18 protein-coding genes and 5 pseudogenes are annotated in these 25,803 nt (G+C 61.9%); 8 read left to right on the top strand and 15 right to left on the bottom strand.

The genetic code is table 11. The features are described 5' to 3' along the window. Positions 1-179 precede the first annotated feature (179 nt). The 6 genes and pseudogenes from RS887_RS29910 to RS887_RS29930 all read right to left on the bottom strand — a co-directional run bounded on the left by RS887_RS29910 (position 180) and on the right by RS887_RS29930 (position 7,819). Positions 180-1,210: pseudogene (locus RS887_RS29910) on the bottom strand (phosphotransferase enzyme family protein). A gap of 10 nt (positions 1,211-1,220) precedes the next feature. Then, positions 1,221-2,501 carry an aspartate aminotransferase family protein gene (locus RS887_RS29915; protein ID WP_322618231.1) on the bottom strand — a complete coding sequence of 427 codons (1,281 nt, stop codon included), beginning with the start codon at positions 2,499-2,501 and terminating at the stop codon, positions 1,221-1,223. Next, a complete protein-coding gene (locus RS887_RS29920) occupies positions 2,494-3,807 on the bottom strand; it encodes an amino acid permease (protein ID WP_322618232.1) in 1,314 nt (437 codons plus the stop codon). The genes RS887_RS29915 and RS887_RS29920 overlap by 8 nt, the downstream gene beginning before the upstream one ends. Before the next feature lie 508 nt (positions 3,808-4,315). After that, positions 4,316-5,341, bottom strand: a pseudogene (locus tag RS887_RS30690) (methyl-accepting chemotaxis protein); the annotation flags it as partial. A 372-nt stretch (positions 5,342-5,713) separates the two neighbouring features. Continuing rightward, positions 5,714-6,442: pseudogene (locus RS887_RS30695) on the bottom strand (cache domain-containing protein); the annotation flags it as partial. A gap of 54 nt (positions 6,443-6,496) precedes the next feature. Then, the gene (locus tag RS887_RS29930; protein WP_322618234.1) at positions 6,497-7,819 is read right to left on the bottom strand and encodes a hypothetical protein; all 1,323 of its coding nucleotides are present in this window, start codon (positions 7,817-7,819) and stop codon (positions 6,497-6,499) included. Between the two features lie 281 nt (positions 7,820-8,100). On the opposite strand from RS887_RS29930, the gene RS887_RS29935 reads away from it, so the two are divergent. Both RS887_RS29935 and RS887_RS29940 read left to right on the top strand, forming a co-directional pair. Further along, positions 8,101-8,490: a c-type cytochrome gene (locus tag RS887_RS29935; protein ID WP_322618235.1), complete on the top strand. Its 390-nt coding sequence runs from the start codon at positions 8,101-8,103 to the stop codon at positions 8,488-8,490. 48 nt (positions 8,491-8,538) lie between these two features. Further along, positions 8,539-10,029 carry an aldehyde dehydrogenase family protein gene (locus RS887_RS29940; RefSeq protein WP_322618236.1) on the top strand — a complete coding sequence of 497 codons (1,491 nt, stop codon included), beginning with the start codon at positions 8,539-8,541 and terminating at the stop codon, positions 10,027-10,029. Between the two features lie 134 nt (positions 10,030-10,163). Here RS887_RS29940 and RS887_RS29945 read toward each other — a convergent pair. The 4 genes and pseudogenes from RS887_RS29945 to RS887_RS29960 form a co-directional block, all read right to left on the bottom strand. Beyond that, positions 10,164-12,471 (bottom strand): annotated as a pseudogene (locus RS887_RS29945) (DUF3772 domain-containing protein). A 189-nt stretch (positions 12,472-12,660) separates the two neighbouring features. Further along, positions 12,661-14,091, bottom strand: a complete 1,431-nt coding sequence (locus RS887_RS29950) for a heavy metal sensor histidine kinase (RefSeq protein WP_322618237.1) — start codon at positions 14,089-14,091, stop codon at positions 12,661-12,663. A gap of 8 nt (positions 14,092-14,099) precedes the next feature. Continuing rightward, a complete protein-coding gene (locus RS887_RS29955) occupies positions 14,100-14,771 on the bottom strand; it encodes a heavy metal response regulator transcription factor (protein WP_046040381.1) in 672 nt (223 codons plus the stop codon). Positions 14,772-14,855: 84 nt separating this feature from the next. Then, positions 14,856-15,113, bottom strand: coding sequence for a DUF2790 domain-containing protein (locus tag RS887_RS29960; RefSeq protein WP_322618238.1), 258 nt, complete (start codon positions 15,111-15,113; stop codon positions 14,856-14,858). 377 nt (positions 15,114-15,490) lie between these two features. Between RS887_RS29960 and RS887_RS29965 the strand changes: the two genes are divergently transcribed. Genes RS887_RS29965 through RS887_RS29975 form a run of 3 tightly spaced genes read left to right on the top strand, consistent with a single transcriptional unit; the run spans position 15,491 to position 18,464 of the window. Then, positions 15,491-16,456, top strand: coding sequence for a Bug family tripartite tricarboxylate transporter substrate binding protein (locus RS887_RS29965; RefSeq protein WP_322618239.1), 966 nt, complete (start codon positions 15,491-15,493; stop codon positions 16,454-16,456). A gap of 1 nt (position 16,457) precedes the next feature. After that, positions 16,458-16,940, top strand: a complete 483-nt coding sequence (locus tag RS887_RS29970) for a tripartite tricarboxylate transporter TctB family protein (protein WP_322618240.1) — start codon at positions 16,458-16,460, stop codon at positions 16,938-16,940. A 15-nt stretch (positions 16,941-16,955) separates the two neighbouring features. Continuing rightward, complete coding sequence (locus tag RS887_RS29975; RefSeq protein WP_111284556.1) at positions 16,956-18,464, top strand: tripartite tricarboxylate transporter permease; 1,509 nt, start codon at positions 16,956-16,958, stop codon at positions 18,462-18,464. 42 nt (positions 18,465-18,506) lie between these two features. On the opposite strand, the pseudogene RS887_RS29980 reads toward RS887_RS29975, so the two are convergent. From RS887_RS29980 to RS887_RS29990, 3 genes and pseudogenes are all read right to left on the bottom strand, one after another. Then, positions 18,507-18,635 (bottom strand): annotated as a pseudogene (locus tag RS887_RS29980) (LysR family transcriptional regulator); the annotation flags it as partial. Beyond that, on the bottom strand, positions 18,634-18,885 hold the full coding sequence (grxC, locus tag RS887_RS29985; protein WP_322618241.1) for a glutaredoxin 3: 252 nt from the start codon (positions 18,883-18,885) through the stop codon (positions 18,634-18,636). The gene grxC and the pseudogene RS887_RS29980, both read right to left, overlap by 2 nt. Positions 18,886-18,911: 26 nt before the next feature. Next, a complete protein-coding gene (locus RS887_RS29990; RefSeq protein WP_322618242.1) occupies positions 18,912-19,430 on the bottom strand; it encodes a carboxymuconolactone decarboxylase family protein in 519 nt (172 codons plus the stop codon). 134 nt (positions 19,431-19,564) lie between these two features. Between RS887_RS29990 and RS887_RS29995 the strand changes: the two genes are divergently transcribed. Then, positions 19,565-20,380: an AraC family transcriptional regulator gene (locus tag RS887_RS29995; RefSeq protein ID WP_322618243.1), complete on the top strand. Its 816-nt coding sequence runs from the start codon at positions 19,565-19,567 to the stop codon at positions 20,378-20,380. Positions 20,381-20,658: 278 nt separating this feature from the next. On the opposite strand, the gene RS887_RS30000 is transcribed toward RS887_RS29995, so the two are convergent. Then, positions 20,659-21,090, bottom strand: coding sequence for a nuclear transport factor 2 family protein (locus tag RS887_RS30000; protein ID WP_322618244.1), 432 nt, complete (start codon positions 21,088-21,090; stop codon positions 20,659-20,661). 157 nt (positions 21,091-21,247) lie between these two features. Here RS887_RS30000 and RS887_RS30005 point away from each other — a divergent pair, with 157 nt between their 5' ends. Beyond that, positions 21,248-21,898 carry a DUF2238 domain-containing protein gene (locus RS887_RS30005; protein ID WP_322618245.1) on the top strand — a complete coding sequence of 217 codons (651 nt, stop codon included), beginning with the start codon at positions 21,248-21,250 and terminating at the stop codon, positions 21,896-21,898. A gap of 31 nt (positions 21,899-21,929) precedes the next feature. On the opposite strand, the gene ilvD is transcribed toward RS887_RS30005, so the two are convergent. Further along, positions 21,930-23,612, bottom strand: a complete 1,683-nt coding sequence (gene ilvD, locus RS887_RS30010) for a dihydroxy-acid dehydratase (RefSeq protein ID WP_322618246.1) — start codon at positions 23,610-23,612, stop codon at positions 21,930-21,932. A 411-nt stretch (positions 23,613-24,023) separates the two neighbouring features. On the opposite strand from ilvD, the gene mqo reads away from it, so the two are divergent. After that, the gene (gene mqo / locus RS887_RS30015) at positions 24,024-25,670 is read left to right on the top strand and encodes a malate dehydrogenase (quinone) (protein ID WP_322618247.1); all 1,647 of its coding nucleotides are present in this window, start codon (positions 24,024-24,026) and stop codon (positions 25,668-25,670) included. The last annotated feature ends 133 nt before the right edge of the window (positions 25,671-25,803 follow it).

The raw sequence follows: 25,803 nt of genomic DNA on the forward strand, positions 1-25,803 counted from the left end.
GGGAGCGAGCTTGCTCGCGATGGCGGTTTTACATTCAACATCAATGCCGACTGACATGCCGCTATCGCGAGCAGGCTCGCTCCCACAGTGGATCGTCGCCGAACACAAGTTCTGAGTTCACTGACATTCAGTGTGGGAGCGACGGTGCGGCGATCCGACCTGCTCGCGAAAGCGGTGTATCAGGCCTGCAAATATTCCCGAGCCAACAAGCAAGCCCGTTCAATCAACATCGGTGCCATTTCAATCGCCGTCGGCGTGCCCTGGCGGGTGTGAATCCAGCCCAGGTAGGTGGTGCCGCGCAGCATCAGAAATAGCGCCAGCGCCTTGCGATCCGCCTCGGTCAGCGGTTTGACCGCATTGTAGCCGTCGAGCAGCGCCGCCTTGATCTGCTTAAAACGCGGGTCATCCAGGCAGAAGTACAACGCCGTGGCCAACTCGAACATGTGCCAGCCAAACCCGGCATCGTCGAAGTCGATCAAGCGTAGACGCGGCCCTTCGATCAGCAGGTTCTCGGGCACCAGGTCGGCGTGAATCATGCCGAAATTGCCCAAGTGCCGACCATACTGGCGCAAATCCTTGCGCGCCTTGCGCCGGGCCAGTTGCAGCAGATCCCGCTGCTCATCGTTGAGCTGTTCCAGCTCCCAGTAACGCCCCAGAACGGGTTGGCGCCAATCAAGCCTTCCTCGTCCCAGGCATGCCGGACAAACTCGTCCGGCTGCTGCCAGTCCGCTGAATGCAGGTGAATGCGCGCGGCAATGGCGCCGGCTTCACTGAACAGGAAGTCGATTTCGGTTTCGGCCTGCACCCCGTTCTCCGAGGTGCCGGCGGTCGCGCCGGGCAGCCAGGCGAGCATGTCGATGTGGCGCGGCTCGCCGATGGCCTGATGGGTGACTTCGACCAGGTGACTTTGATTTTGCGTCCGGATGATTGGCGGCACGGTAATGCCGGCACCGGCCAGCGCCTCCATCCATTGCAGCTCGGAGCGCAGCGCGGCTTCGCAGTGATAGCCATTGCGATGGATGCGCAGGGCCACCCGCTGGCCATCGTGGCGGCGGGCGGAAAACACGGCGTTCTCGCGAAACTTCACCAGTTCAATGTCGGCGAATTCGCCATCCCACTGTTGCAGGGCATGGCGCGCCAGTTCGTGCAGACGGGCCACTTGCTGGTCATGGCTCAGGGTGTCGAATGCAAGTCTGTGGAGTTCAGTCATGGCAAAAGCCTCAAATCGCGCTGAGCGCGTTATCCAGGGTGTCGACGAACAGGTCCGCGTGGTCGCGGCTGAACACCAGCGGTGGGCGAAGCTTGAGAATGTTGTCGCCGGCGCCGATCTTGCTGATCAGCACGCCGTTCTCGCGCATGTCGTTCACCACCTTGCGCGCCTCCAGTCCGGCCGGCTCTTTGCTGACGTGGTCGCGCACCAGTTCCATGGCGAAGAACAGGCCCTTGCCGCGCACGTCGCCGATGATCGAGTGTTTGCCGGCCAACACTTGCAGGCGTTGCTGCACATAGGCACCGACGCTTTGTGCGTTTTTCAGCAGTTGCCGTTCTTCGATCACATCCAGTACCGCCATGCCGACGGCTGCCGCCACGGGTGAACCGCCGAAGGTGTTGAAGTACATGGCGTGGTGGCCGAAGGATTCGACCAGTGCCTTGTGGGTGACCAACCCGGCCAGTGGATAGCCGTTACCCATCGGTTTGCCGAGGGTGACGATGTCCGGCACCACGCCGTGTGCCTGGTGGCCCCACAGGTGATCGCCGGTGCGGCCAAAACCGGATTGCACTTCGTCGGCGATGAACAGTCCGCCAGCGGCGCGGATCAGCGCCGCGGCCTTGTTGACGAAGCTGGCCGGCACCCGTGGCAGGCCTTCGTTGGCGAACAGGGTATCGATCAGCAGGGCGGCCGGGCGAATGCCCTGGGCCTGCATCGAAGCAATCGCCGCCGCGATGTTGGCCGCATATTCCTCGGCCAGTTGTGCCTCAGTGGTGCCGGCCGGTGCGTGGTACAGGCACGGAATCGGCACGGCGCGCGCATGGGCGGCAAAGGGCTCCGGTGAGGGCAGGGCGGTGGTGACTTCTGCCAGCGATGCCGAATTGCCGTGGTAGTTGTAGTCGCTGACGATGATGCCGGTGCCGCCACTGGCGAACCGCGCCAGGCGCAACGCCAGTTCGTTGGCTTCGCTGCCGGTGCAGGTGAACATGGCGGTGTCCAGCGGCGCGGCGAAGGTCGCGGTCAGGCGTTCGGCGTAGCGCACCACGTGTTCATCCAGGTAGCGGGTGTGGATGTTCAGCGTGGTGGCCTGGCGGTGCATGGCCTCGGTCACGCGAGGGTTGCAGTGACCGACGCAGGGCACGTTGTTGTAGACGTCGAGGTAGCGTCGACCGTCGACATCGAACAGCCAGACACCTTCGCCACGCACCAGGTGCAAGGGTTTGTCGTAGAACAGCGGCGAGGCGCTGCCGAGCACGCGATGGCGGCGTTGCAGAAGAGTGTCTTCAGGCATGGTCTGGAACCTCGATGACGGTGGTGCGACGGTTGCGCAGCAGGTAATTGAAAATGCTCAGGGTGAAGGTCACGGCGAGGGCGATCAGCATCAGCATGTCGAGCTGGAAGCAGGCGGCGATCACCACCAGCGTCAGGGCCAGGCCCAGCCACGCAACCAGTTTGCCGCCGGGCAAGGTGAACGGCCGTGGCAGGTCCGGCTGGCGGGTCTTGATGCGCAGGTACGCGCCGAAAATGAACAGGTAGCAAACGTTGAGCAGCAGCACGACTGCAAGCATCACCGTGGCCGGGTCCACTTCGGACAGCGGCAGGCCGAAGGCGCCGATCAGCAACAGCGCCGGCCAGGGCGTGCCGCGTTTGCCGGTCTTGCCCAGCCATTGCGGGAACAGGCCGTCGCGGGCCATGGCGAACAGTTGCCGGGAGGCGGCGTATACCAGCGAAAAGAAGGTAGCGATCAGGCCGAACACCGCGCCGCAGCCAATCACCCTGGCCAGCCATGAGCCGTCACCGAAGGCGCTGTTACTGGACATCGCGGCGTACAGCGGATCACCTGCCGAACCGACCAGCTCGACGCCACCGGCACCCGGTGCGCACACCAGTACCACCAGCGCGGTCACCAGCAAGGTGCCGATGGCCGCCAGGATGCCGCGGGGCATGGTGCGACCGGGGTTGTGCGCCTCCTCGGCCGCCGAGCCGGTTTGTTCAACGGTGATGAACAGCCAGATGGCGAATGGTACACAGGCGAAGATGCCGCCAAGGCTGACCGGTGTTGCGACGCTGGCGGGCAACTTCAGCAAATTGGCCAATTCCACATGGGGCGCCATGGCCACGCCAAACGTGAGCAGTGCGACGACGGCGATCACGCCGGCAATGAACGTCAGGCCCATGGCTTCACCGACGCCACGCATGTGGATGCCGATGATCACGGCGAACAGGGCGATCTTCACCGGCCAGCCACCGAGGCCGAAAATCGATTCGGTGTAGGCGCAGATAAAGGTGGCCGCCGCACCGGTGCCGATGGTCAGGGCCAGGGCGCAGGCGACGCCGACGAGGTAACCCACGAACGGCCCGAACGCACTTTGCGCATACACGAACACGCCACCGGCACTCGGTAACGCGGTGGACAGCTCCGCCACGCACAAGGCCAGGCCACCGCAGAGCAGGGCCATCAACAGCGTGGCGACCAGCATGTTCAACCAACCACCGGCCGCCAGCCCGAAGTTCCAGCCGGAAAACTGGCCGGCCACCACCAACGCAATTCCGAGGCCGGCAATCTTTGGCCAGCCCAGCGCACTTTTCTTGAGCACAGAAGTCTCCCGCGACCCGAAGGCCGATTTATTGTTTTAGTGAGAAATGGAGGGGTTCAGCGTTGCTTTGCGCCCATGGAATGGGGCAGGTCTCGATACTACGCGCGGGGTGCGGCGCGGCATGTTTGTGCGCATGCCATGTCGTTGGTTGTGGGTGCCAGATTGATGTGGGCTGGCGTAGGTCACTGTGGGAGCGGGCTTGCCCGCGATGGCGGTGTGTCAGGTGGCAGTGATGTTGGATGTGACGGCCTCATCGCGAGCAAGCCCGCTCCCACAGAGGATCTGCAGTGGGCACGGAGTTTGTGTGCGACTCAGATCAAAAATGTGGGAGCGGGCTTGCCCGCGAAGGCGGTGTGTCAGGCGGCAGTGATGTTGGATGTGACGGCCTCATCGCGAGCAAGCTCGCTCCCACAGGGGATCTGCAGTGAGCACGGAGTTTGTGTGCGGCAGAAATTCAAATGTGGGAGCGGGCTTGCTCGCGATGACGGTACATAAGGCAACCCAAATCTCAGATACGAAAGCTTCCCACCAACTGATTCAATCGCGCCGCCTGCTGCTCCAGCTCGGTACAGGCCCGCAGTGTCGATTGCAAGTTCTCCACGCCTTGCTGGTTCAGGGTGTTGATTTGGGTGATGTCGACGTTCAAGGCTTCGACCACGGCGGTTTGTTCTTCGGTAGCGGCGGCGACGGACTGGTTGACGTTGTCGATCTCGCCGATGCGCTGGGTCACGCTGTCCAGGCGGGAGCCGGCGAGGTTGGCGATGGTGACGCTTTCTTCGCTGTGGCGCTGGCTTTCGGTCATGGTGGTGACCGATTCCCGCGCGCCCACTTGCAGCTCTTCGATCATCTGCTGGATCTCCAGCGCCGATGTCTGGGTGCGTCCGGCCAGGCTGCGCACTTCGTCAGCGACGACGGCAAAACCACGACCCGCTTCACCGGCCCGCGCCGCTTCGATCGCAGCGTTGAGCGCCAGCAGGTTGGTCTGCTGGGAGATGCCCTTGATCACCTCGAGGATCTGCCCGATGTTCACGGTCTTGTCGTTGAGCACTTCGATGTTGGCGCACGACGCACTGATCTTGCCGGACAGTTCGTTCATCACCTCGATCGTGCGCTGCACCACCTGGCGCCCATCCTCGGCCTGTTGCCGGGCATTGGAGGCCTGATGCGAGGCATCGCAGGCGTTATCGGCGATCTCCTGTGCGGCCGCGCCCAACTGGTTGATCGCTGCCGCCACGCTGTTGGTGCGGGTGGATTGATCGTCGAAATTGCTCATCGACGAGTTTGAAGCATCCAGTACCCGCCGCGCGCCTTCGTTCACCCCCAGCGCCGCCGATGACACCTCGCGGATCGAATGGTGGATGCGCTCGACAAAGCGGTTGAAGGCGGTCGCCAGTTGCCCGATTTCATCCCGCGATTGCACTTGCAGGCGCCGGGTCAGGTCGCCTTCGCCCAGGGAAATATCCTCCATGACCCGGGTCAGCACTTGCAGCGGCCGGGTGATGCGCAGCGCCGTGTACCCGATCAGCAGCAGGCCGAGCAGGGCCGAGCCGCCACCAAGCAGCAGTTCAAGCGCGGTGCTTTGCACGCCCTGGGCATCGAGTTCGTTCTGTAGCGTGGTGACCGGTGTCAGCAACACGTTCTGCGGCACACCGACCAACACGCCCCATGGCGCAGCTCCGGCAATCGGCGACAGCGGCTCAAGGACCCTGATCTGCCGGGCGTTGACAAACACCTCGGGTTTGCCCTGGCGCAAGGCGTCCATGACCTCGTTGTTGTCCATCGGTTGGCCCAGGCGATTGACATCCTGGCTGTTGGCGGAGATCACTCCGTGCGGGCTGACGATGCTGATCCGGCCGTTGCCATCGAACAGCGCACGGGCACTGGTTTCGCTGTTCTGCTGCAGGGCGGCGAGGTTGATGTCCAGTCCCACCACGGCGATGACCTTGCCGTTTTCCAGCAGCGGGAAGGCAACGCTGGTCACCAGTTTGCGGCTGCCGGAGGCTTCATCGAAATAGGGTTCCAGCACGCAGGCCTGGCGGGTGTCGCGGGCGCAGGTATAGAACGCGTTGTACGGCGCGCCGCTCGGCCCCGGCTCGGTATTGGCGAGCAGGCCTTCGTCGCCGATCACCGCTTGCAGTTCACCGGGTTTGCTCTGCACCCAATAGAGCGCAAAGCGTCCGGTTTCATTGCTGCCAAGTTCCGCCTGGTTGGCGAAATCGGCGTCGGCACCATTGAGTGCACCGGGTTCGAAAATGACATAAAGCCCGAGCAGGTCGGGCTTGTCGATCAAGGCCTGGTGGAGCTGGGTACTCAACTCCTGGCGCAATTGTTGGCGGGTCAGGTTGCCCCTTTGTTGCAGTTGTCGCAGGTATAACAGGTACCGCGATAACCCCTGGCCGTATTCGTGAGTCTGCATGAAGGTGCGTTGCACTTGCATGGCCTGCACTTTGCCGAGGGCCTGCATGTGTTCCCTGGCCGCGTTGGCGAGCATGTCACCGCTGGCTTGCGCCACTTGCCGGCTGCTCTTGTGGGTCTGATAAAGCGACAAGCCCAACAGCAAGCCGACGACCAGCAACAGGCAGAGGCCGGCGAGGAGGGCGATCTTGCTCTGGATCGTCAGGAATTTCTTGTGCATTGGAAATACCTTTTTCCACACGGGCAACGACAGCGCCGTTGCCCGTGACCGAAATTAGAAGCCGGTGACGAACAGCAGTTGGGCGTAGACGTTCCGGTCGTTGTTGCCCAGTTGCGTGCCGCCGTTGTCAGCGCTCTTGTCCGGTTGGTAGATGCCCACCAGCGGCATCACGGTCAGGTGGTCGTTGACGTGCCATTCGGCATACAGATCGACCTCATGGCCATCGGTGTTGCCCAGGCTGCGGTCGATGGTGTCGTAGTTGAAGTACAGCGCGCCGAGGTTCAGGTTCTCCAGCGGCGAGACTTTCAGCCCGACGTTCTGGATGCGCGAGTTGGTGTTGAACGGCCCGGCGTAGTTGCCCGCCACTTCGCCCTGGAACCAGGTGCCATAGCCACGGCTCATGCCGTAGAACAGGGTGTCGTAGCCTTCCGAGAAGCGGCTGTAGCGGTAGCTGACGTTCGGGGTCCAGAGCGCGTCGGAGAAGGTCCAGCCGGCTTCCAGGTACCAGGCGTTTTCGTCGGAGGTGTGGGGTTTGTCCTGCCTGGCGTATTCGCCGGAGAGGAACAGGTCTTTCACCCCGGCATTGCCTGCCGCGCGTACGCTGTAGGTTTTCATGCCGTCGCGTTCGAGTTGCGCCGGGGAGGCGAACTGTTCGTCGACGTCGGTGGTCTTGATGTAAGTCAGGCCGACCGTGCCGGCCTCGGCCACGTGTTCCAGGGTGCCGACGTACATTTCGGTCTTGGCCTGGGCGCGGTTGTCAGACTTGAGCCACATCAGGTCGCTGCGCCAGCCTTCCTTGCCGCCCAGACGCAACACCGCGGTTTCGTCGAAGGCTTTGCGTGCCGCCAGGTAGTAGGCGCCGCCACGGTTGAACTCACCGTCGGCCAGGCCCTTGCCGATGTTCAGCGCGTCGCCATCGATCAGGAAACCATCACCGACCACGATGTTCTGGCGGCCGAAGGACAGGTCGACGCCGTCCTTGCCCAACGCCCCGAACAGGTCCGCGGAGCGCCAGCCGAGGTAGGCGTCTTCGAACTTGGTGGTGCGTTCCGAACCGTCGCTGAAGCCGGCGGCATCGCCGTCGCCCCAGGTGCCGGAGCTGAGCAGGTTGCTCGCGCCGTAAGCCGTGCCCGCACCGCCCAGGCCCTTGTCGAAACTCAAACCGTATTTGATATAGCCCTCGCGCCACGACGAGGAACCTTCGTCGAGGCGGCCGGACAGGGCGTAGTTTTCCTGGCTGTGGAAAATGCCGAACGCCGCTTCCAGGGTGGCGTTCAGATGGCTGTCGTCATCGGCGTAGAGTTCATAGGCACCGGCATTGCCGGCACTGATCATCAGCGCCAGCGTCGAGAGACGAAGCAAGGGGGACTTGAGCATGGTGTGGCATCCGTTCTTGTTCTTGAGCGCAGGTTTGCGGTCTTTTTAGATACTAAGGCCCGACTTTTCCTTGCCCTTTTCCCTGTTTGCCAATTAGTTGGTTGTGCATGCCAGATTCCCCGGTTTGGCAGCCCGGCCAACACAACTGGCACGCAGGGCAAAACCTGCGGGCCGGCGACCACCGACAATCCCTGACAACCTGCCGAAGTCCCCAGCCTCGGCATTTTTAGTGTTGTCGTTCGCCTGCCGGCGAGCGCGCGGATTTTCAAGGTCGGTTTCTTATGTTCACTTCACTGCGTTTGCCCGTGATCGGTTTGCTGTCCTTCACCCTGGTTCAGGCGGTGTCTGCCGCCGAATGCGCCACGGACACCCGCCGGGGTGCCGAAGTGTTTGCCACTGAGTGCAGCGTCTGCCACGCGGTGACCAAGGGCACGACCGGGATGATGGGGCCGAACCTGTTCGGTGTGTATGGACGCAAGTCCGGCTCGCTGCCGGGCTTCAGCTACTCCCAGGCCATGCGCGACAAGGACGTCGACTGGCAAGCCGAGAACATCACGCAATTGATCACCCAGCCCCAGGCCTACGTGCCGGGCACTTACATGCCGTACATGGGCCTGGCCTCCGCCGACGACCGTCAGGCGGTCGCCTGCTTCCTCAAAGAACAACACTGATCAGGCCGGTTTTGCGCCTGAACACATCGTCTGAATGAAAGGTGAATTATGAGCAACGTTGAAATCCTGCCCCAGGTTGCTGCATTCCTCGAACGTCGCCACGGCTGCTTCATCGATGGCCAGTGGGTGCTTGCCGAGGGCGACAGCATCGCCGTGGTCAACCCGGCCACCGGGCAAACCCTGTGCGAAACCTTGGATGCGCCACTGGAAATCGTCGAACGCGCCGTGCAGTCGTCGCACAAGGCCTTCAAGTCTGGCGTGTGGTCGAGCCTGCGCCCGGCGGACCGTGAACGCATCCTGCTGAACTTCACCCGTCTGGTCGAAGAGCACGCCGAAGAACTGGCCCAACTGGAAACCTTGAGCCAGGGCAAGTCGATCAACATGGCCCGCGCGCTGGACCTGAACGCCACCGTGGAATTCATGCGCTACATGTCCGGCTGGGCGACCAAGATCGAAGGGCAGACCTTCGACGTGTCGATCCCGTTGCCACCCGGTGCGAAGTTCACCGCGTTCACCAAGCGTGAGCCGGTGGGTGTGGTGGTTGGCATCGTGCCGTGGAACTTCCCGCTGCTGATTGCGGCCTGGAAGCTGATGCCTGCCTTGGCCACCGGTTGCACCGTCATCATCAAACCGGCCATGGAAACCCCGCTGACCGCCATGCGTCTGGCCGAACTGGCGCTGGAAGCGGGCATCCCGGCCGGCGTATTCAACGTGGTCACCGGCGGTGGTGCTTCCGTCGGTGGTGTGCTGACCCAACATCCTTTGGTGAGCAAAGTGTCGTTCACCGGTTCGACCGCCGTCGGCAAGAGCGTCGGCGTGGCGTGCATGGAGAACATGACGCGCTTTTCCCTGGAGCTGGGTGGCAAGAACCCGATGATCGTGCTCGCCGATGCCGACATCGAAAAAGCCGTGCAGGGCGCGATCCTCGGTGGCTTGCTCAACAACGGCCAGGTCTGCGCAGCGGCCTCGCGTTTCTATGTGCACCGTTCGATCCATGACCGGTTTGTCGAAGCCCTGGCCGCCGCCGTCTCGGCGATGCCGATTGGCGCGGGCATGAACGGCGAGGCGGCGATCAACCCGCTGGTGTCGCGCAAGCAACAACAAAGCGTACTCAAGCACATCGAACTGGCTCGCAAGGAAGGTGCGCGGGTGGTGACGGGCGGTGAGTTGCTGCAAGGCGAGGGTTTCTTCGTGCAGCCGACCATTCTGGCGGACATCGACCACAGCATGGCCGTGGCCCGCGAAGAAGTATTCGGTCCGGTGCTGGGCGTGATGCCGTTCGACGACGAAGACGCTGTGATCGAACTGGCCAACGACAACCGCTACGGCCTGGCGGCCAGCCTGTGGACCAACGACCTGGGCAAGGCCATGAACCTGGTGCCACGCATCAAGGCCGGCACCGTGTGGGTCAATGCCCACGTGCTGCTCGACCCGGCGATGCCGTTCGGTGGCGTCAAGCAATCGGGCATGGGCCGCGAGTTCGGCCGTGCGGTGATCGAGGCTTACACCGAACTCAAGTCGGTGTGCATCGCCCATTGATCAATCTGTGGGAGCGACGGTGCGGCGATCCGACTTGCTCGCGAAAAACGTCAAGCTAATGCGCTCTGTCAGTTAGTTCGCGTTATCGTTGGCGACCATCGCGAGCAGGCTCGCTCCCACAATTGACTGCATGATCACGCTGCCGGTGGCGGTTTCGCCAGTTCAATGCCCGCGGCACCCAGCCGCTTGAGAATTTCAAACAGCAGTGCGCTTTTGATCGCGCCGACCGTGCGTGGGCTGGCGACATAACCGGTGATGGTCAACGTGATGCCTTCAGGTTTGAGCTCACTGAAACGCAAAAATGGCACCGGTTTATCCAGAATGGATTCATGTTCGGTGAAGGTGTCGTACAGCAGGTTCTGTACTTGCTCAGGGTCGATGTCCAACGGGAACATCAGTTCGAGTTTCACCACGCCCTGGGCGCTGCCGCCGAGGGTGACGTTGCGCAGGTTCTGCGAAATCAGATGCGAGTTGGGTACGATCATGATCGAGCGGTCGGCGAGTTGTATTTCCGTGGCCCGCACGTTGATCCGTCGTATATCACCTTCGACGCCACTGATGCTGATCAGGTCGCCGACCTTCACCGGGCGCTCGGTCAGCAGGATCAGGCCGGAGATGAAATTCTTCACGATCTCCTGGAGGCCGAAGCCGATGCCCACTGACAGGGCACTGACGATCCAGGCCAGGTTGGTCCACTTGATCCCCAGCGACGACAGCGTCAGCAGCACCACCGACGCGTAGCCGATATTGGCAAACAGGGTGCTGAGCGAGGCGCACATGCCCGGGTCCATCTCGGTTTTCGGCAGGAACTCCTTGTCCAGCCAGCGGCGCAGGGTGCGGATCAGATAGACACCGATCATCAGTGTCAGGAGGGCATGCAACAAATTGTCCGGGACGATGTTCAGCTTGCGCAGCCCGTCACCGCCGAGTACGGCCACAGTGCCGGTGACCAGTTGCCCGAGTGTCGTGCCGATCCCGCCGACAAACAGCGCAATGAGGCCAATCAGTATCAGGATGGCGCGGCCTGCCCCGGACAACACGGTGCAGATCTGTTCCAGGCGCGGATTGCCGATGCCCAGCAGCTGTTTGATGGTCCTGCCGGCGGGTTGCCGGGCTGAAAAAAGGTAATCGCAGCTGTCCTGGTAAACCTGTGTGAGCAGGTAGAAACCGGCGAAGATGATGAATATCCAGACCAGTTCATAGGTGATGAACCGGGCCATCGTCACGTAGCCGATCACCAGGGCGAACAGGGACCCCACCACGGCAGCGCCGGTAAACGCATAAATCAGGCCGGCAGAGGTTGTGACGCCTTCGGGGGCTTCTCCGGCAACGATCAGGTCTCTGCGCGTCTTGCTGACGCGCAACAGGAGCGCACCGATCACCAGGGCAGCGACCAACGCCACGATGCCCCGACCGAACAACACCACTTCAGCGCTCATGCCGGTGACATTACTCATCTGCACCAGTGTCACCAGCACCAGCAGCAGGCTTGCCAGCAACTTCGGATAGGGCGCCATCGCCAGCGCCACCGGATCGGCAATATCGGGCAGGCGCCATGAGGGATGTTTGATTGACAGCAATGCTCGGCTCAACCCGGTGATCAGCACGCAGGTATAGGCCAGCTTTTCCAGATACTGCGCCAGATCGGCCAGCAGCGGGGTGTAGGGCGAGTTGGCGGGTCCCGGCAAAGTGCAGCAATTGCAGGGCGATGCCGGCGGTCAGCACCGTCGCCAGTACCGACGCCAATGCCAGGGAGCTGCGCCGCAACCGGCCTTCAGGCATTCGATGGATGCACAGCCACGCCAGGCCCCGGCCGGCGAACCGTCGCCCTACGGTCCAGATGGCCAGGGCCAGTATCAGCAGGACCGCCGTGATCCCGCGTTGCCCGGGTTGCCAGGCCGCCCGGTGCGTGGCCTCGAGTTGCTCGACGAGGGTACTGAAACGCTGGCGGTCTGATGCCGGAAGATTGAACAAAGGCGACCAGAAACCCGGGTTCAGGATACTGGTGGTTTGCTGGGTCACTTCCGCTTCCAACAGGCTGCGGCGAATGCCGGCTATCTGGGTGATCAGCTCGGCGGCACTTTTTTTCAGCGTTTCCAGGGTTTTGAGTTGGCTATCGATCCTGTTTTTCTGTTCGCCGAGGGTGTCTCGCTGGGTGGTAATGGCAGACGTCACCTGTGCGTTCTCGGCGAGGGGCACTGGCCCCAGTACGTTGAGTTGCGCCTGCAACTGCGCCTGCCCGGGCAGCAGCGATGCGGACAGGCTATCAATATCCTGGATGAGTACTTGCACCTGATCCTGTGCGCTTTCCAGTTGGGTGTAATTACTGGCCAGGGAAACCTGCTGCTTGAGGCTGTTCAACTGGTTTTGCAGCCCCAGCAGATCGTTGTCGGGGATGCTGATGATCGGGGGGGTGGCGGCGGGGGCAAGGGCATCGGCCATGGGCGTCGCCAACAGCCAGTCCGGGCTTGCCGCCAGAAGCGCGAAGGCGACGCAGATCATTGACTTCAATACATTGCACATCGGCGTGCTCGACGGGTTGTTGGTCACTTAGCCAATGAGGTTAGGCCATGACACGCACCCTTGAGCAATGTTTTGTCGGAAGTGACACGGGTGGTTTTCGCTCAGGCGTTACTCATGCTGTTGCCGCGCCGGGAAAAACAGCTCGAAGCAGGTGATGCCATCGGCACTGCTGACATGGCAGGCACCGTTGTGCAATTGCATGATCGTCGCCACGATCGACAGGCCCAGGCCATTGGATTGGGAGGAGCGTTCGCGGGATTCATCGACCCGGTAGAAGCGTTCGAACAGCCGTGGCAGATGCTGGGGCGCGATGGTCGGGCCATGGTTGCGCACTTGCACCTGGATGCCGTCGGCAGTCGGGTTGGCGTGGATGCACAGCTCGGAATGCGGGGCGCCGTACTTGATGGCGTTGGCGCACAGGTTGGCCAGGGCACGACGCAGCAACATGGGCTCGGCCCAGATCAAACCGCTGCCCTGGGCATTGATGCAGATGCCAACGTCGCCTGCCGGGCCTTCGAAGTAATCGGCCATGCGTTGCATTTCGTCGGCGGCATCCAGTTCCTGACGCTGGCGCAAGGCACTGCGCGGATCGGTGCGGGCCAGAAACAGCATGTTGTCGAGCATGCGCGCCAGGCGTTCAAGCTCTTCGACGTTCGAGGCCAACAGCTGCTGGTAGGCGTCGGTGCTGCGGTTCTGCTGCAAGGCCACCTGGGTTTCGCCCAGCAGGTTGTTGATCGGCGTGCGCAGTTCGTGGGCCATGTCGGTCGATACCTGGCCCAGTTGTATGAAGCCTTTGTCCAGCCGGTCGAGCATGGCGTTGAAGGCGTCGATCATCGGCAACAGTTCCAGTGGCGCACCCTGGCTGTCGAGGCGTTCGTTGAGGTTGCCGACGTCGATGCTCTGGGTGTGACGGGCCAGGCGCCGCACAGGCAACAGGCCGCGATGCACCAGCACATAACCGGACAGCGACAGCAGAATCGCCGCGACACTGGCGAACAGGTACACATTGAACCGGTAGTCGGCGAGCACGGCGGTGCGTTCTGTCATCAAGCGCCCGGTCACCACTTGCAGGCTGCCCAGGTCACCCGAGTCGATGGTCGCCGCCAAGGCGGAAAACGGCACGCCATTGACGTTGGGCAAATGCTGCACGTCGTTCAGGGTCAGGCGATGATCCATCGCCACCGGGGTCAGCACCGGCATTTGCAGGTTGCCCGGGTTGACCACCAGCAACGGCGGTTGGCCAGGGGTGCCGATGGTCAGCAGGGCCTCGCGGTTGCCCATCATGTTCTGGAACAGCGCCGGCTTGGCCTTGATCAGGTCCAGGGTATTGCTGTCGTTGAGGAAGGTACGCAACTGGTCGATGCGGGTGATCAGGGCAATGTCGTCGCGCCGGATCAACTCGCGCTCCAGGTCGCGGTACAACGCGACACCCAGCAGCGCCAGCGAGACAAACGCCAGCAGGGCAAACACCAACGCCAAGCGCAGGGTCAGGGAGTGGCTGAGACGGGAGGCGGATTGCAGCGGAGTCATCGCATTCATGGGGGCGTTCAGGGTTGAGTGTCGAAGCGGTAGCCGATGCCGCGCACGCTGTGGATCAACTTGAGCGGGAACGGATCATCGATTTTCAGGCGCAGGCGGCGCACCGCGACATCGACGACATTGGTGTCACTGTCGAAATTCATGTCCCAGACCCGCGAGGCGATCATCGAGCGTGACAGCACTTCGCCCTGGTGCGTGGCGAACAGGTGCAGCAGGGCAAATTCCTTGTTGGTCAGGGTGATGCGATTGCCGGCGCGGCTGACGCGACGCTTGAGCACGTCGATCTGCAGGTCGTCGACGTGCAGGTGTTCTTCTTCCCGGGTAGGGCCGCGCCGGGTCAGGGTGCGCAGGCGTGCCACCAGTTCGGCGAAGGAAAACGGTTTGATCAGGTAATCGTCGGCGCCCAGTTCCAGGCCTTTGATGCGGTCGGCGATGTCATCCCGGGCGGTGAGGAACAACACCGGTGTGTCGGCTTCCTTGCGTAAGCGGCGCAGGACTTCCCAGCCATCCATCTTCGGCATCATGACGTCCAGCACGATCACATCGAAATCGTGTTCCAGGGCCAGGTGCAAGCCATCGACGCCGTCCCGCGCCAGGCTCACGGTGTATCCGAGTTCCTGCAGGCCGTTGAGCAGGTAATTGCCGGCCTTGGGTTCGTCTTCGACTACGAGGATGTTCATGAACGTCTGCCTGATTCGGTCGGGCTACAGGGGCAAGCCAGTGGCGCAAGTGTAGCCCGATCAATCGTCAATACAGGCATCCGGTCAGTTCTCACCAATGCAGCCAATGCCCTGGACCTGATAGTCCAGCTGGTGCTCGCGACCCTGGTGGTCGAGGTAGTTGAACTGCGCCGGCACGATGCCGCACTGGCCGGAAAGGTCGGTCATGGACAGCACTTTGGCCACGTCCACGGGCACATAAAAGCCGTCCTGGTCGTGGATGACGGGTGAGGTGGATTGAGTCGCGGCAAACGCCGAACCGGTGGCGAGCAGGGCGGCAAAACCAAGGATCAACATTTTCATGACGAATCTCTCTCTACAAGGGCAGGGTGGCTGTCGGTGGTTGGCCTGACAGTGAGTTCAGGTTAACGAAGCGATCCGGACAGCCGACCAACAGCTTGATGACAAAGTTGTAATGAAACGCCGGCCGGAACACCGCAGACCCTGTGGGAGCGGGCTTGCTCGCGAAGGCGGTGTATCAGCCAACATCAATGTTGAATGTGATGGCCTCTTCGCGAGCAAGCCCGCTCCCACAGGGTCTGCGGTGCCATTGGAAAGTGGTTTCAGCAAAACGGATCAACCCATGAATCCATGGCCTACGCTTGTGGGCAGGCCCAAGTTCGTCGAGTACGTCGATGGGCAAACGGCACCTATAAAAACAATGCAATCAGGAGATGCCCATGTCCGCTTTGATCCGTCGTTTCAGTCGCTGCATGGCCGCTGGTTTGACCGCTGCCATGCTTGTCGCACCCGCCTTCGCGCTGGATACCGTGAAATTCATGGCCCCGGGCTCGGTGGGCGGTGGTTACGACCAGACCGCCCGGGTACTGGGCAAGGCTATGGTCGAAGCCAATACGGCCAAGGCCGTGACCTTCGAGAACAAGGGCGGGGCGGGCGGGACCCTGGGGCTGGCGCAGTTTGCCAACAGCACCAAGGGTGACCCGAACGCCTTGCTGGTGGTCGGCGCGATCATGGTCGCGGGCATCGAGCAGAACAAACCGCAGATCAGCCTGAAGGATGTGACGCCCATTGCCCGGCTGTTCACCGAGTACAACGTGATTGCCGTGCGCAAGGAGTCTGAGTACAAGACCCTCGATGACCTGATCAAGGCCTTCAAGGCCAACCCGACGAGCATCACCTGGGGCGGCGGCTCCAAGGGCTCGGTGGATCACATCGGCATCGCCGAGTTGGCGGGCAAGCTGGACGTGCCGGTCAACAAGGTGAACTACGTGGCTTTTGGTGGGGGCGGCGAAGTGGTTGCCCAGGCGCTGGGCGGCCAGCTCAAGGTGATCACCGGCGGGTACGCCGAGCTGGGCCAATACATCAAGACCGGTCAGTTCCGTGTCCTGGCCATCGGTGCGCCGGAACGCGTTCCCGGCATTGATGCGCCGACCCTCAAGGAGAGCGGCTACGACGTGACGATCGGCAACTGGCGCGGCGTTTACGGTGCAGCGGGCCTTACCCCGGAGCAGCGTAAAGAGGTGATCGACGCTGTGGTGGCCGCCACCAACAGCAAGGTCTGGCAGGACAATCTCCAGACTAACGCCTGGACGCCCAGCGTGCTGACCGGCGATGAGTTCGGCAAATTCGTCGAGGAAGAACACGTGCGGTTGCGCGCGATGCTGGTCAAGGTCGGGCTGCTTTGAGATGGCCACACTGCGCGCAGTGGTGCCGACGCAATTGGCGGTCGGCATCGGCCTGATCGCCATCAGCGTCGTGTTGGCGATTGGCGCCTACCGTTTTCCGCCCGAAATGGGTTTCGTCATCCTCCCGGCGTACGTTTATCCCTATATCGTGGCGGCGTTTCTGGGGGCAGTGGGCGTGGTGCTGGTGTACCAGGCCATCAGTGGCGGCTTTCGCGAGCTGGATAACGACGTCGCCACTGTGCCCGATGGAAAAACCGGTGCGGCCTGGGTGACCGCGGGGCTTGTCGGGGTGGCGGTGTTGATCAACCTCATTGGCTTTGTGCTGGCCGCCGGGTTGCTGTTTGCCTGTTCGGCGCGGGGTTTTGGCAGCCGTCATCCGGTGCGGGACCTGGCCATCGGCATTGCCTTGACCCTGCCGATCTACTGGCTGTTCAACGCCGGGCTGGGGGTTTCCCTGCCATCGCTGATCAACGTCTGGCTGTGAGAGGAGATCGACGCCGTGGACATTCTTTCAAGCCTGATGATGGGGTTTTCAGCGGCGCTGACGCCGATCAACCTGATGTGGGGGTTCATCGGCTGCCTGCTCGGCACCGCCATCGGCGTGTTGCCGGGGATCGGTCCGGCGCTGACGGTGGCACTGTTGTTGCCGATCACCGCCAAGGTTGACCCCACCGGTGCGCTGATCATGTTCGCCGGGATTTATTACGGCGCGCAGTTCGGCGGCTCCACCACCTCGATCCTGCTCAACACCCCCGGTGAATCGTCTTCGATGGTCACGGCCCTGGAAGGTAACCTGATGGCGCGTAACGGCCGGGCTGGGCCTGCGCTGGCAACGGCGGCGATCGGCTCGTTCGTCGCCGGCACCATCGCGACGATTTTGCTGACACTGTTTGCACCCATCGTCGCCAGGCTGGCACTGAATTTCGGCCCGACCGAATACTTCGCGATCCTGGTGCTGTCGTTCACCACCGTGTCGGCGGTGCTTGGCGCTTCCATGCTCCGAGGGTTTGCTTCGCTCGGCGTCGGGCTGACCATCGGGCTGATCGGCCTGGACTCGACCTCGGGCATTGCCCGCTACACCCTTGGCGTGCCCGAGCTGGTCGACGGTATCGAAGTGGTGTTGGTGGCGGTCGGCTTGTTCGCGGTTGGCGAGGCCTTGTACAGCCTGCTCTATCAAGGGGAATCAAACGAAGGACGGCACCGCCTGACCTCATTGTGGATGACCCGTGCGGACTGGAAACGCTCGGTGCCGGCGTGGCTTCGGGGCACGCTGATCGGTTTTCCGTTTGGTTCGATTCCGGCCGGTGGCGCCGAGATTCCAACCTTTTTGTCCTATTCCACCGAGCGCAAGCTCAGCCGATACCCCAAGGAGTTTTCCGCCAACAAGGGCGAGGGCGCCATCGAAGGTGTCGCCGGCCCCGAAGCGGCCAACAATGCCAGTGCGACCGGGTCCCTGGTGCCGTTGCTGACCCTGGGCATCCCGACGTCCGCTACTGCTGCGATCCTGCTGGCTGCGTTCCAGAACTACAACCTGCAACCAGGGCCGATGCTGTTCGAAACTTCCGCCGACCTGGTGTGGACGCTGGTGGCCTCGCTGTATATCGGCAACGTGATCCTGCTGGTGTTGAACCTGCCGCTGGTGGGGCTGTGGGTCAAACTGCTGCAAATCCCCCGGCCGTACTTGAACGCCGGCATCCTCGTCTTCGCCACCATTGGCGTGTATGGCATGCGCCACTCATCCTTCGACCTGATCCTGATGTTGGCGATTGGCTGGGGCGGGGTGCTGATGCGGCGGTTCGACTTCCCCGTCGCCCCGGTGATCGTCGGCATGCTGCTGGGGCCGATGGCCGAGAAACAACTGCGTAACGCCTTGTCCATCAGCCAGGGCGACTGGACGGTATTCGTCACGCAACCGATCTCGGCGTTCTTCCTCGCCCTGACGCTGCTGGTGCTGGTGGTGCCTCATTTGCTGCACGCGCGGGGTATCAAGTTGCATGAGGATGATTGAGCCCCCCCTGTGGGCGCGAGCCTGCTCGCTCCCACAGGGTGATGCAGTGGTTTGCCAGGTGAACCACCGCATCACCGGCCCACAGGCAGGATGCGCGGCGGCCGAGGGTTGCAGGCACAGCGAGTAAAACCCCCGGGTCTTCAACGGCTCACCGAAAAACGTGACCGACTCAGGCCAGCATCGACACCAACCCGCCCTGACGGTCCAGCCCGGCCAGGTCGTCGAAGCCGCCGATGTGCGTGTCGCCGATGAAAATCTGCGGCACGCTGCGGCGGTTGCTGCGGCTGAGCATTTCTTCGAATTTACCTGGCTCGCGTTGAATGTTGATCTCCTGTATCGCCACGCCTTTGCTGGCCAGCAAGGCCTTGGCATTGCGGCAGTAAGGGCAGGTGTCGGTGGTGTACAAGGTCACGGTATTCATGGTGGGTACTCCGTCGCTCAAGTCATTCAGGCTTCAATGGCCGGGAAGTCGATGTCGGTCAGCGCAGCGTTGTTCAGGTAGTTGGTCAGCGTCTGCGCAGCCACGTGGGCAATCACTTCAACGATCTTGCCATCGCCGATGCCGGCAGCACGGGCTGCGGCGATCTGTTCGACCGTCAGGTGGCCACGGCTTTCGGTGACCTGGCGGGCGAGGGTGGCATAGGCGTTGAGTTCACCCTGACGCGCGCTGAGGATGTCCTGGCCTGACAGCCCGGCCTTGCCGGCGAACAGCGTGTGGGCCGCCAGGCAGTAGTCGCAGCCGTTGACCTGCGAAGTGGCGAGGGACACCGCTTCTTTCTCCGTGGCGCTCAAGGACGTCTTGCCCAGTGCGGCCGAGTTTTGCAGGTACGAAGCCAACACCGCCGGGGCGTGGGCCAATACCTTGAACACGTTGGGCAGAAAGCCGATTTTCTTCTGCACGGCTTCCAGCAGCGGGCGGGTGGTGTCGGTGGCGTGTTCCAGGCTGATCGGGGCAATGCGGGTCATGGTGATACTCCGTGGTGTGAAGCGCGGAATGCGCTGGGTACGGAGCTGATGTTAGGGAGAGTGCCTGGCTTTCAGGGTGCAAATCGTCGAGGATATGCGACAGATCGTCCAGAACTGCCTTCGGGAGCCTTGTCATGGATCGCCTGTCCACGTTGCTCACACACTTTGGCGTCAATGCCGGCACGTTCCATAGCGGCACGTTTTGCGGTACCGCCGCCTTCGACGGCCAACAGGTCGGCGGTCATTTGCACCTGCTTCAGGCGGGTGAGTTGCTGCTCAGGTTGGGGGATCAACCGGATCTGCAATTGACCGAACCGACCCTGATCTTTTTCCCCCGGCCCTATCGGCATCGTCTGTTCGCTTCAGAAGCCTCCGGCACGCAACTGGTCTGCGCGAGCCTGGATTTCGACGGCGGTGCGGGTAATGCCCTGGCGGCGGCGTTGCCGGATTACCTGGTGCTTAAGCTCGATGAAGTCCCGGCGCTGGCCGGGACCCTGGAATGGCTATTCAACGAGGCGTTTGACGGTACATGCGGGCGTGAAGCGGTAATGGACCGGTTGTTTGAATTGCTGGTGATTCTGTTGCTGCGGCACATTCTGAGTACGGGTGGCCAGCAACCGGGCATGATGGCCGGCCTCGCCGATGCGCGCCTGGCGCGTCCCCTGAGCCTGATGCATCAAACACCGGCCAAGGCCTGGAGCGTGGCCGAACTCTCGGTCGCCGCCAACATGTCGCGGGCCAGTTTTGCCGAACACTTTCGCCGGGTGGTCGGGCAGACGCCGGTGGATTACCTGGTGAGCTGGCGCATCAGCCTGGCGCAGAAACGCTTGCGCGAGGGCCGACCGATTGCGCTGATTGCCGAGGAAGTCGGTTACGAAAGCCCCTCGGCGCTGGCCCGGGCGTTTCGTCGCAAGACCGGGCTCAGTCCGCGGGAGTGGAAGGGCAACTGACCACCGCTTATCCCCTTTGTGGGATCGGGCTTGCTCGCGAAGGCGGTGTATCAGTCGACCTCATAGGTGTCTGACACTCCGCCTTCGCGAGCAAGCCCGCACAGTTTGATCTCCAGTGAATGCCAATCCTGCGGCCGGCCAAAGTACCTGTGGGAGTGGGCTTGCCCGCGAAGAGGCCGGCACATCCAGCAGGGAGGTTGGCTGACACTCCGTCTTCGTCGGAGCGCCGCCCGGAGCAAGCCCACTCCCACAGGTTTTGTGGTGGCCTTACGCGTGCATCAGAACTTGTACGCCTGCCGTCCTACCAGCAGCCATTTGCCATTCTGCTTTTGCCAGATCTGCAAGTTCTCGATTTCGGTTGGCACCACTTCGGTGCCTTTGAGCGCTTGCGCCGAGAAGTGGTGGCGGACCAGCGCGACATCGCCCGAGAGGGTAATAGTCTGGTTTTGCATCTCCAGGGTCTTGAAGGCACTTTTGCCGGTTTCGATATCGGCGATGAATGCCTGCTTGTCCTGGATCTTGCCGCTGGAATGCCCGTAGGTCAGGTTCTCGGCGGTCAAGGCGTTCAACTCCGGGATGTCTTTGTGCAGCATGGCCTGGGTCAGGTGGTCGACCGCCAGGGCCACGTCCTTGTCCGCGGCAGCCGGGGCGGCGGCGACGTAGCCGCTGAACAGGCACAGAAAACCAATCAGCACTGTTGCTTTTTTCATGGGTGTTTCCTTGTTGTTGTAGGGATAGCGCGACGACTGGCTGAGTATTCATCAGTCATCGTACAACTTATCATGCGATGGAGGGGAAAAGCGAACTTGCCCGGCGACCGTGCCTCAAAGTTAAAAGGGCGATGCCCTGACTTCGAGGTATTGCGCCATGCAGCCCGATCCGCGCTTACGTCACGACCTGACCTTGCTCATGTTGTTTCTGGTGATTGTCGTGGTGTCGGGTTTTTCTCCCCGCAGCCGGGTGGACTGGGCGCTGGAAAACCTGCTGGTGCTGTTGCTGGTGGGGACGCTGGTGGCGGTTTCGCGGCGGTTCCGCTTGTCTGCGACGTCCATCACGCTGGTGTTTGCGTTTCTGTGCGTGCATGAATTGGGTGCCCACTACACCTATTCCCTGGTGCCTTACGATCATTGGTCTTCGGCGTGGTTGGGCTTCTGTTTCGAGCAGGCGTCAGGGGTTCACCGCAATCACTACGACCGACTGGTGCATCTGAGCTACGGACTGCTGCTGGCTTATCCGGTGCGCGAAGTGTTGTGGCGCCTGACGCCGCTGCGCGGGTTCTGGCTGTTTTTCGTGACCCTGAACATCATGCTGTCGACCTCCGCCGTGTATGAACTGGTGGAGTGGATCGGCGGTGCCTTCCTGGGCAATGACACGGCGAACGCCTTCGTCGGCGCACAAAACGACCCCTGGGACTCGCAAAAGGACATGGCCATCGCGGTCGCCGGTGCATTGGCCAGCCTGTTGCTGGTGTCCCTGCGCGGCATGGCGCAAAAACAAGCGATGACAACAGCAAGGTGATCGGGCAGACCATACAGCGCAAAACAACGGGCTACAGGTATTTGTCCGTCACCGCCCCCTCCGAAGCACTGGACACCGTCTTCGCATACTTGGCCAGCACCCCGCGTTTGTACTTGGGCGGCGGCGGCACCCAACGCGACTTGCGCTCGGCCAGCACAGCCTCGGTGACGTCCACGGTAATCTGCCGGGTTTCAGCATCGATGATGATCCTGTCGCCATTCTCGACCAGCGCAATCGGTCCGCCCTCGAAGGCTTCCGGCGTGATGTGACCGACCACGAATCCGTGGGAGCCGCCGGAAAAACGCCCGTCGGTGATCAGCGCCACATCCTTGCCCAGGCCCTTGCCCATGACCGCCGACGTCGGCGACAGCATTTCGCGCATGCCCGGCCCGCCCTTGGGGCCTTCGTAGCGGATCACGATCACTTCGCCGGGCTGCACCTCGCCATTGAGAATGCCGGCCAGCGCGCCTTCCTCGCCGTGATAGACCCGGGCCGTGCCTGCAAAGCGCAGGCCTTCCTTGCCGGTGATCTTGGCCACGGCGCCGTTGGGCGAGAGGTTGCCGCGCAGAATGACGAGGTGGGAATCCTTTTTGATCGGCTGGTCGAAAGGCCGGATCACATCCTGGCCGGCCGGGTAATCGGGCACGTTTGCCAGGTTTTCCGCCAGGGTCTGGCCGGTGACGGTCAGTACATCGCCGTGCAGCATGCCGGCATCCAGCATGCGTTTCATCAGCGGTTGAATACCGCCGATGGCCACCAGTTCGCTCATCATGTATTTGCCACTGGGGCGCAGGTCGGCGACCACCGGGGAAATCTTGCCCAGCTCGACGAAGTCATCCAGGGTCAGTTCGACATCCACCGCATTGGCCATGGCCAGCAAATGCAGCACGGCGTTGGTCGAGCCGGCGAGGGCGATCACCACGCGGATGGCATTCTCGAAGGCTTTGCGGGTCATGATGTCGCGGGGTTTGAGGTCGAGCCTGAGCAACTCCATGACCTGCTGGCCGGCGCGGAAACTGTCCGACGCCTTGTCGGTGCCAATGGCGTCCTGGGAGCTGGAACCGGGCAGGCTCATGCCCAATGCCTCAATGGCCGAGGCCATGGTGTTGGCGGTGTACATGCCGCCACAGGAACCGGGGCCGGGAATCGCCACTTCCTCGATCTGCTTGACCTGTATCTCGCTGATGTCGCCCCGTGCGTGCTGGCCCACGGCCTCGAACACGGAAATGATGTCGGTATGGCCGGCACCCGGCTGGATGGTGCCGCCATAGACAAAGATCGAAGGGCGATTCAGCCGCGCCATGCCGATCAGGCACCCCGGCATGTTCTTGTCGCAGCCGCCGATGGTCACCAGGCCATCGAAGCCCTCGCAACCGGTGACCACTTCAATGGAGTCGGCGATCACCTCGCGGGACACCAGCGAATACTTCATGCCTTCGGTGCCGTTGGCGATGCCGTCGGAAATGGTGATGGTGTTGAAGATCACGCCCTTGGCGCCCGCGGCATTCGCGCCTTTTTCGGCTTCGAGCGCGAGCTTGTCGATGTGCATGTTGCAGGGCGTGACCATGGCCCAGGTCGAGGCGATGCCGACCTGCGGCTTGCTGAAGTCTGCATCGGTAAAGCCCACGGCCCGCAACATGGCGCGTGCCGGTGCGGCTTCCACGCCGTCGATCACTTGAGAGGAGTACTTGCGCAGATCGTCTTTGTCGCTCATGACTGCTCCTTTCGCTCACGGCTGTTCCTGTCGCTCATGGCTGTTCCTCACACACTAATGGAGTAAAACAGGATGAGTATAGAAGGCCGGGCGCCCGGGCCCGGACTAACCGGTCGGGAACAGACGCGCGGGTAAGGCTTGTCGTGATATTCTTCGCGCCAACTTGGTTTGACCTATTCAGTTGGCGCGTCCGCAAGACGTGCCGACAGAATCACTGTCGCTCAAGTAGCTGAAGCCAATAAAGATAAAAAGTCAGTTCAGAAGGGACATTAAAACTGGGGTCGATGCGGTTCGTCGGCCTTGTGTGCCCACCCTGCAATCCTTGAGTGCCGCACCCGTGACTGCCGTGAAACACGGGGCTGTGCGCGTGAGGATGGAAGGGCGGATGGCGTTTTATCATAGGTGCTACAGATGTTTAAGAAAGTGAACACGGCCCTGCTGGGGCTGGCGTTGTCGATGGGGATGACTTCCGTCCACGCGGAAGAGGCAAAGAAAGTCGATGTATTGCTGATTGGCGGCGGCATCATGAGCGCGACCCTGGGTGTGTGGCTCAATGAGCTGGAACCCGGCATGTCGATGGAAATGGTCGAGCGCCTCGACGGCGTCGCCCAGGAAAGCTCCAACGGCTGGAACAACGCCGGTACCGGTCACTCCGCCCTGGCCGAGCTGAACTACACCCCGGAAGACGAGAACGGCAAGGTCTCGATCCCGAAGGCCGTTGAAATCAACGAAGCGTTCCAGATCTCCCGTCAGTTCTGGGCCTGGCAGGTTCAGCAAGGCGTGCTGAAGAACCCGCGTTCGTTCATCAACTCCACACCGCACATGAGCTTCGTGTGGGGCGATGACAACATCAAGTTCCTGAAAAAACGCTACGAAGCCCTGCAGGCGAGCCCGCTGTTCGCCGGCATGCAGTACTCCGAAGACCCGGCTGTGATCAAGCAGTGGGTACCGCTGATGATGGAAGGGCGTGACCCGAACCAGAAAATCGCGGCCACCTGGAGCCCGATCGGCACCGACGTGAACTTCGGTGAAATCACGCGTCAATTCGTTGCGCACCTGCAAACCACACCGAAATTCGACTTGAAACTGTCCAGCGAAGTGCAGGACATCACCAAGAATGAAGACGGCAGCTGGCGCGTCAGCTACAAGAACCTGAAAGACGGCAGCAAGACCGAAACCGACGCCAAGTTCGTGTTCATCGGCGCTGGCGGCGGTGCCCTGCACCTGCTGCAGAAGTCCGGCATTCCTGAAGCCAAGGAATACGCAGGCTTCCCGGTGGGCGGCTCGTTCCTGGTGACCGAGAACCCGACCATCGCCGAGCAACACCTGGCCAAGGCCTACGGCAAGGCTTCGGTGGGTGCACCGCCGATGTCGGTTCCGCACCTGGACACCCGCGTGCTGGATGGCAAGCGCGTGATCCTGTTTGGCCCATTCGCGACCTTCAGCACCAAGTTCCTGAAAGAAGGTTCGTACCTGGACCTGCTGACCACCACGACCACGCACAACGTGTGGCCAATGACCAAGGTCGGCATCAAGGAATACCCGCTGGTCGAGTACCTTGCAGGCCAGTTGATGCTGTCTGACGAAGACCGCATGAACGCCCTGAAAGAATACTTCCCGAACGCCAAGGCTGAAGACTGGCGTCTGTGGCAAGCCGGCCAGCGCGTGCAGATCATCAAGCGTGACGAAGCCGCCGGTGGCGTACTGAAGCTGGGCACCGAGATCGTCGCTTCGCAAGACGGCAGCATCGCCGGCCTGCTGGGCGCCTCCCCAGGCGCTTCGACCGCCGCACCGATCATGCTGACCGTGCTGCAGAAAGTGTTCAAGGACAAGGTCGCGACCCCTGATTGGCAGGCAAAGCTGCACCAGATCGTGCCAAGCTACGGCACCCAGCTGAACGCCAGCCCTGAGAAGGTTGCCGAAGAGTGGGCCTACACCGCCAAGGTGCTGGAACTGACTCCGCCACCAGCGGTGATCGCACCGGCTGTGAAGCCAGTGACTGTCGATACGGATGCGAAAGCGCCGAAGGCTAATGCATCGGCTGATATGGCGTTGTGATTCGGATGTCCTGCCGTTGAGGTGGGGTGTTTGGGTTAGCTGTCCCGTATAAAAGAAAGCCCGCTGAACCGGTGACGGTTGGCGGGTTTTTTTTGTAGCGGTTTTTCCATTGATCGCGAACCCAACTGATTTT

The sequence above is a fragment of the Pseudomonas sp. BIC9C genome (assembly GCF_034541995.1).
GTDB lineage: Bacteria > Pseudomonadota > Gammaproteobacteria > Pseudomonadales > Pseudomonadaceae > Aquipseudomonas > Aquipseudomonas fluorescens_CC.